This window comes from Bacteroides sp. 1_1_14, assembly GCF_000162515.1.
GTDB lineage: Bacteria > Bacteroidota > Bacteroidia > Bacteroidales > Bacteroidaceae > Bacteroides > Bacteroides thetaiotaomicron.
In genome coordinates this window covers 189,162-195,458 of the sequence record NZ_GG774706.1, presented here as the reverse complement: position 1 = coordinate 195,458, position 6,297 = coordinate 189,162, and the positions used below count along the sequence as shown (strand labels likewise).

General features: G+C 50.1%; 14 protein-coding genes and 1 pseudogene. 13 read left to right on the top strand and 2 right to left on the bottom strand.

Going from position 1 to position 6,297, the window contains the following annotated elements; all coding sequences use genetic code 11:
• From HMPREF9007_RS27725 to HMPREF9007_RS11795, 12 genes and pseudogenes are all read left to right on the top strand, one after another.
• Positions 1 to 161, top strand: a pseudogene (locus HMPREF9007_RS27725) (ATP-binding protein); the annotation flags it as partial.
• Complete coding sequence (locus tag HMPREF9007_RS11745) at positions 158 to 556, top strand: hypothetical protein (RefSeq protein ID WP_004325645.1); 399 nt, start codon at positions 158 to 160, stop codon at positions 554 to 556. The pseudogene HMPREF9007_RS27725 and the gene HMPREF9007_RS11745, both read left to right, overlap by 4 nt.
• A gap of 2 nt (positions 557 to 558) precedes the next feature.
• Positions 559 to 1,236, top strand: a complete 678-nt coding sequence (locus HMPREF9007_RS11750) for a hypothetical protein (protein WP_004325648.1) — start codon at positions 559 to 561, stop codon at positions 1,234 to 1,236.
• Positions 1,233 to 1,469, top strand: coding sequence for a hypothetical protein (locus HMPREF9007_RS11755; protein ID WP_004325650.1), 237 nt, complete (start codon positions 1,233 to 1,235; stop codon positions 1,467 to 1,469). The genes HMPREF9007_RS11750 and HMPREF9007_RS11755 overlap by 4 nt, the downstream gene beginning before the upstream one ends.
• Positions 1,470 to 1,474: 5 nt before the next feature.
• Complete coding sequence (locus tag HMPREF9007_RS11760) at positions 1,475 to 1,753, top strand: hypothetical protein (RefSeq protein ID WP_004325652.1); 279 nt, start codon at positions 1,475 to 1,477, stop codon at positions 1,751 to 1,753.
• 33 nt (positions 1,754 to 1,786) lie between these two features.
• Complete coding sequence (locus HMPREF9007_RS11765; RefSeq protein ID WP_004325653.1) at positions 1,787 to 2,092, top strand: hypothetical protein; 306 nt, start codon at positions 1,787 to 1,789, stop codon at positions 2,090 to 2,092.
• A gap of 20 nt (positions 2,093 to 2,112) precedes the next feature.
• Positions 2,113 to 2,625, top strand: coding sequence for a hypothetical protein (locus tag HMPREF9007_RS11770; protein WP_004325654.1), 513 nt, complete (start codon positions 2,113 to 2,115; stop codon positions 2,623 to 2,625).
• A gap of 32 nt (positions 2,626 to 2,657) precedes the next feature.
• A complete protein-coding gene (locus HMPREF9007_RS11775) occupies positions 2,658 to 2,855 on the top strand; it encodes a hypothetical protein (RefSeq protein WP_004325655.1) in 198 nt (65 codons plus the stop codon).
• Positions 2,856 to 3,041: 186 nt separating this feature from the next.
• Positions 3,042 to 3,485 carry a hypothetical protein gene (locus tag HMPREF9007_RS11780; RefSeq protein WP_004325656.1) on the top strand — a complete coding sequence of 148 codons (444 nt, stop codon included), beginning with the start codon at positions 3,042 to 3,044 and terminating at the stop codon, positions 3,483 to 3,485.
• A 21-nt stretch (positions 3,486 to 3,506) separates the two neighbouring features.
• Positions 3,507 to 4,157, top strand: a complete 651-nt coding sequence (locus tag HMPREF9007_RS11785) for a DUF3164 family protein (protein WP_004325657.1) — start codon at positions 3,507 to 3,509, stop codon at positions 4,155 to 4,157.
• A 2-nt stretch (positions 4,158 to 4,159) separates the two neighbouring features.
• Positions 4,160 to 4,375, top strand: coding sequence for a hypothetical protein (locus HMPREF9007_RS27165; protein WP_008652655.1), 216 nt, complete (start codon positions 4,160 to 4,162; stop codon positions 4,373 to 4,375).
• Between the two features lie 109 nt (positions 4,376 to 4,484).
• A complete protein-coding gene (locus HMPREF9007_RS11795) occupies positions 4,485 to 4,754 on the top strand; it encodes a hypothetical protein (RefSeq protein ID WP_004325658.1) in 270 nt (89 codons plus the stop codon).
• Between the two features lie 9 nt (positions 4,755 to 4,763).
• Here HMPREF9007_RS11795 and HMPREF9007_RS11800 read toward each other — a convergent pair whose 3' ends face one another.
• Both HMPREF9007_RS11800 and HMPREF9007_RS11805 read right to left on the bottom strand, forming a co-directional pair.
• On the bottom strand, positions 4,764 to 5,210 hold the full coding sequence (locus tag HMPREF9007_RS11800) for a hypothetical protein (protein ID WP_004325659.1): 447 nt from the start codon (positions 5,208 to 5,210) through the stop codon (positions 4,764 to 4,766).
• 4 nt (positions 5,211 to 5,214) lie between these two features.
• On the bottom strand, positions 5,215 to 5,847 hold the full coding sequence (locus HMPREF9007_RS11805; protein ID WP_004325660.1) for a hypothetical protein: 633 nt from the start codon (positions 5,845 to 5,847) through the stop codon (positions 5,215 to 5,217).
• Positions 5,848 to 5,933: 86 nt separating this feature from the next.
• On the opposite strand from HMPREF9007_RS11805, the gene HMPREF9007_RS0125040 reads away from it, so the two are divergent.
• Positions 5,934 to 6,149 carry a hypothetical protein gene (locus HMPREF9007_RS0125040; protein ID WP_008761789.1) on the top strand — a complete coding sequence of 72 codons (216 nt, stop codon included), beginning with the start codon at positions 5,934 to 5,936 and terminating at the stop codon, positions 6,147 to 6,149.
• Positions 6,150 to 6,297: the final 148 nt, after the last annotated feature.

Here is a 6,297-nt window from a genome sequence, read left to right as displayed (position 1 = left end):
AGCCTACAGACGTGAACGATGTGTTCGCGATCTGTTCCGCCAACGGTGTGACTGACAAAAAAGACATCGATAAGGTGATAAAGGAGGCTTCGACATGTGACTTTGATTTGCGGCGTGTGAGGAAGTCCATTCACAAGGTGAAACGCATGGTGGGGGAATGACTCCCGTTCAAATACCGTTCAAACGTAATTTTAAGGATATGGAAAACAAATTTGAATACTTAAAGATCGACGGTCGCGAGCAGCTTCCTGCTCCCTGGAGCGATTACCCAGTCTTGAGGGAATACGAGACGGTGACCGTTTACCGGAATGGTCGCGACTACCTGGACGCCCTTGTTGGACAGCAGGACGGCTGGTGGGTTGCCGGCGTTCACATGGAGGTGGGCGGTTCCGGTGGCGGTTTCAACCCGGGACGTAAATGGGGACAGTTTGCCACCCGTGAGAATGCCCTTCTGTGGGCACTCGGCAGGATGCTCTGCCACGAGAAACTGCGGGGTGCCGCACGGCAGGCCGTGCTTGATCAAATAGACAATATCCGACAACTAAAACTGTTCTGACCATGGAAGAAGAGAAAAAGGATAATAAAAAAGCGGGCATGAGACGTGCCTTGAATGTCAGGGACATTCTGAACAAGAAGTATGACGTATTCCCTTTTGAGGGGAAATGGAAGGATGCCTTCGACACTCCGGAAGTCCGGGGCTGCTGGTTCGTGTGGGGCAACAGTGGTAACGGCAAGACCTCTTTCGTGATGCAGCTCTGCAAGGAACTTTGCAAGTATGACCGTGTGGCGTTCAACTCCCTGGAGGAAGGCACTTCTCTGACAGTCCAAAATAACCTGCGGCGCTTTGGTATGGCCGAGGTAAGCCGCCATTTGGCGTTCATCAAGGAGGACATCCCCACCTTGAAGATCAGGCTCCGGCGTCATAAGAGTTTCAACATCGTGATCATTGACAGCTTCCAATACACACAGATGACGTATCGTGACTATATCCAGCTGAAGGAGGAGTTTCCGGACAAGCTGTTTGTTTTCATCAGCCATGCCCGTGGCAAGAATCCTAAAGGTGATGCGGCCACGAGCGTGATGTATGATGCCGACCTGAAGATATGGGTGGAGGGCTACGTCGCCTTCAGTAAGGGACGTTATCAGGGGGCCACTGGTGAATACACAATCTGGGAGAAGGGCGCCTATGACTATTGGAATGTGGCGGGACCGAAACAGAAAGGAGGCCAGGCATGAGCAGGATAAAGAAACAGCTGGAGATTTGTCCTCCCGCCTATATGTGTAAGGGGCCTAACCGTGAGAACTTCGTCAGTACCGGCCACAAGTGCGGTTATTGCCAGGGCAACGGCTGGTTCTGGGGAACGGAGGAGGGCAGCCGCGAGGACGTGCAGGTGCCCTGCCCGGTCTGTGAAGGCAGCGGTGAACTGGATGCGATCATAACAGTGGATTGGAAACCAACAAATAAATAATCATCATGGGAAAGAAGAGAACAATAGAAAATTGTGTGGGTACAGTTACCGTTTCCACCAGAATCCAGAACGGTGCCATAACGACCACTTACCAGTTCAAAGCGGGTTTTGCCGCTCATAGCTGGACTGATAAAAGGGCTAAGGACGTTGTCCGGCAAATGAAGTCCGGTGTGAAAAATATGATTTTCGCGGATAAAGAACATTTTGGTATCACTGATACGTCCAAAGTGACATTTTACGGTGGTGTCAAAGTTCTTGAGTGCGACTATATTCTTGAGAAATAACATATAATTATTAATGATTAAAATTTTACTAAAATGATTACAGAAAAACAGAAAGAGGCAGTAAAGGAACTCTGCCAATACGTGGATAACTTTTGTAAGGAAAACGATCTTAGTGCCTTTATGAGCGTTGCGGTCAGTGAGGACCATCCAGACGGGCTTGAGCAGATAGCCGGCTCAATCATTACCGGCAAGACTGAACATATTGTCGGCTCTATTTCCGGGGTTGTCAAAGCGAATAAGAATGTCTATATGCTGCTTTCCGTGGGACTTATGCAGGCCTACACGAGAAAGGCTGACATTAATACTATTCCGTTCGGTGAAAATTTGAATATGAACTGATGAATGCAGCATAAACAGCTATGAGTGAAAATAACAACAAGCAGAAACGTAAACGTGTCTGTCCGCATTGCGGCCGAAAGTTGTGGATGCGTGAGTTCTATCCGTTGAAGAATGGGGGACGGAGTTCCTGGTGTCATGAATGTGTGCTGGCGTACAAGCGTGAACAGTACCGCAAGCACCGGAAGGTTGCTGACGGTACTTTCATGCACCGGACACTGGGACGGCTCGTCGAGCATAAGGGATATTCCACCCGTATCTTTTGGAACGGTAATATGCTTTCCATCATGCGTCGTCACTATCACAATACCCTCAACCGGGAGCTGGCTGAAATGCTCGGTGTTTCCGAACGCAGCGTCACCCGGAAGGCCCGAGAGATGGGACTGGAAAAGGACAAAGGTTTTGTAGCCTCCCTTAGCCGGGAACATTTGTTGCTGGCAAACGCGAGAAGCAAGGAACTGGGATATCCGGGCGGCTTCACCAAGGGGATGAAGTTTCGGGGAAACCAGTACACCGGGAGAATAAGAGTTGAATAACATACAGCACGGTCAATATTATGAGTAAAAAAATGGTAATTGTGGTCACCGCAGTTGGTGTCCGTAAAGTAGTGGAAAAATGGCTCTGTGAGAATATGACTTGCGAGCTGGTTGTGTCACGTAACGCACGCCATGAGTGTTGTGTGGAAGTCATCTATGATAGCGGAAACCCTTCGGTTTTGCGTACTCTTCTACGCTCTGCCGTGGGTGAAATCATAGAGTTGTGCTGATGTGGTATGAATAGTTTGAGTTAATGAAAATCTGAATAGAATGGGCATACTTGAATTTTTCAACCAGTATAAGTGTACAAAAAATGAAAAAGAGCATCTTCTTGATTATTTGTGTACTATCAGAGTAAAGAGAGTGATTAAGGAAATCAATGACCTTAAAATAAGCAATAAAAGAACAGCATCACCATGCAGATAGACATCAACACCCGTAAACGGCTAAACAAGCCCGAGAATTACTCAGCGTTTTACAGCCTTTTGAACCGCCTTCCGACATCGGATCGTGAGGCACTGAAGGAAAGCATCGTTTCCCAGTACACGGACGGCCGCACCACGAGCCTGCGCGAGATGACGCTGAAGGAATACAGCGCTGCCGTGGCCGGGATGCGCAAGCTGGTGCCGCTCACTTACCGTGAGGAGCTCCGGAAGATTCTCCGTCAGAAGCGTTCCGCGGTACTGCACCAGATGCAGCTGCTGGGTATCGATACGGCCGACTGGGACAAGGTGAACGCTTTCTGCCTGGACAGCCGTATCGCTGGTATGGAGTTCCGTGAACTTGACTGTGAGGCGTTGGACACGTTGCAGGTGAAGCTGCGCGCCATCCGCCGCAAACGTGAGAATAAACAACAGTAATAACCATTTAATTTTTTAGTTATGGACTTGAAAGAACAATTAAAAAGCCTGTCCGCCCAGGACAGGAAGGAGCTTTTGAAACAGCTCCAGCAGGAAGAGAAGGAAAACAAGCGCAATCGTCGCGATGCCTACGAAGGGCTTCGTGCGCAGTTCATGCTTGAAGTGAAGAACAGGCTGTTTCCAGTTGTGGATGACGTGAAGGCCTTCCGTGACTGGGTAGAGAAGGAAGCCGCCTCTTTCCGTGACCTGATGCGTGACTATGGGCAACTTCGCAAGGATAACCAGGCGAGTTTCACCATCGTGGACGGTGACATGAAGCTGGAAGTGAGGAGTAACAAGGTGAAGAGTTTCGACGAGCGTGCCAACCTCGCCGCCGAGCGTCTGGTGGATTACCTGAAGCGTTACGCCATGAGCCGGGAACTCGGTACCGATGATCCGATGTACCAGCTCGGTATGACCATGATCGAGCGTAACCGCCAGGGTGATCTGGACTACAAGTCGGTGAGCAAGCTGTATGAGCTGGAGGACCGTTTCGACAGTGAATACACGGAGATCATGGACCTCTTCCGTGAGAGCAACGTGGTGTACAAGACCGCGGTGAACTACTATTTTCATAAACGTGACGAGAACGGTGTCTGGCGCCGTATCGAGCCTTCATTCTGCCGGTTGTAGTTATGGAAAAGACGAAGAACATCGCGCCGCACGTCATGGCCTGCAAGCGTTGTGAAGGCAAGGGACGTATCTTTTACCTGGACCAGGGAGGAGCTCCTTTATCCGCAAAATGTCCGGTCTGTAATGGCAGCGGACGGGTGAAGGTGCAGAGCAAGGTGATCACCCGCATCGAGCCGTTTGTCCCGGGTGAGGATGACACCGAACTGATGACCATGTGAATTCCGTTCACACTCTAAACAGAAAAACGCCGCATCCCAGCACGATGCGGCGTTTTTTTATCAACATCCCCGGTTAAATGCCTAATTTTGCAGCAAATGCCATGCTTTAATGACCAAAGGACGAGACAAGAACCTGATAGAACTCCGTGATGAAGCCCTGTGCCGCCGTTACTATTACTGGACGGAGGTGCAGCGTCTGCGCTTTGACGACGCCCTGAAAGTGTTGTCCCGGCAGGAATTTTTTATTTCCGAGGAGCGGATCATGTCGATCATCCGTCGCAAGTGCCGTGAGTTGAAGGACCTGGAGGTGAAGCCCGTCCCAAAGGTTAAGAAACCCCGCCTGACAGCCGTCCAGCTTTCCCTGTTCACGGGGGAATGAACCTTCCCCTTACTGCATGGCCGACTCGTCATGCAGCGTGAAGGAATAAACCGTCTCGTACACCTTGATGTTTCCCGGCAGCGAATAGTCCCGGCTCTTTACCCTGACCAGCGGGGTGGTCTCTTCCGTGCACTGGAACTCCTGCAAGGCCTTGTACAGCTCTTTGGCCTTGAGCTGGCGTTCCCTTACCTTGTCATAGGTTCCGGAGGTGTAGTGGGTGTCATCGTAGCAGTCAATGGCCAGTCGTATGGTGATGAGTGACTCGCTTTTCTGTACCCCGTAACCGAGGTCATTCCAGTCCGATTCGGCGTTCCCGATGAGCACGCAGGGGAAGGTTACCGGGTAGTGGTCCTCCTCCGCCCCGGCTTCAAGCTGTCCGTAGTCCTCGTCAATGTATGACAGTTCAGGTATCTTTTCGGCGATGCGTTCCATGATTGCGATAAAAATTTCTTCCATGTTGTTATAAGTTTAAAATATTTCTGATTTCATTCTCCATTTTCCGGTCTATCTTTTCGGACAGTTCCCGGCTTTCCCCGATAAACTGGCGTTGCGGTATTTTTATCCGGAGCTTTTTCTTTTTGGTCAGCGCCAGCCTTTTCCATTTCAGCGCTTCCTGATTTTCCTGCGGTTCATTGTTTGCGGCAGAACCCTTCTTTTTGCCTTTTCTTTTGCCCGTGGCGGCTTTTTTAGCCTTGCCTGAAGCCTGGTAATACTTCGCCCATGCAAAACGCCGCATTTGGGGCGTAACGGTCGGATGCACTTCTCCTCCCCAGTTATTGACCGGCGCATAGACGAGTTCGTTTGCCACCCTCACCCGGTATTCTCCCGGCATGTATTTGACGGAGCTGAAGAGATGGTTCCTTCCGGAGAGCAGCGTCCCGTAGTTCCCTGCCGCATCGGTCCGTCCCGAGGACAGCCTTTTCGCTTTCGGCCACGGGTGTAATCCCCCGTTTACGAATCCTCCCTGCCGGAAGTTGTCCTGGAAATGGTCTTTTGCCATTCGTCCGGCGATAACCGGCATCTTCCGTTTCATTAGCCCATCCAGTTCTTTCTGTTTGGCTTTTATCAGTTTTGAATATTCTTTTATGTCCATGAATGACTGAATTAAAAAATAATTTTATACTTTTGCAGCAAGGCGTTTTTTATGTGCCTTTTTGCGTTATGGAAATACCTAAACAAGTGTCGGAATTAGCAAACAGTAGCGGTTACAACTCCGTTGTCTTATCAGCCAGTTCCCCTGAAGGAAGCATCTATTCCGTGGGCTGTGTTGACGGGGCTGGTTTTGAGTTGCCTGTCGGTCTTCCCGCCTTTATTCTGTTCGACGGCCAGTCCTGCCGTCTGGTGGACGGTGAGGAGGGGCTGGCACTTTCTTCCCGTTTATTTGGTGATGAATAGTCCCATGATTTTGGGATTTACCAGTTTGTTGTCTATTCTTATCACTCCCACACGGCCCGCTTTCATGCTCTGTATGTAATTGCTTGCATCATCCTTTCCGGTTTGCGGGTCAAGAACCTTGTCTTTCCTTCAGTCACCTCCGCGCAGA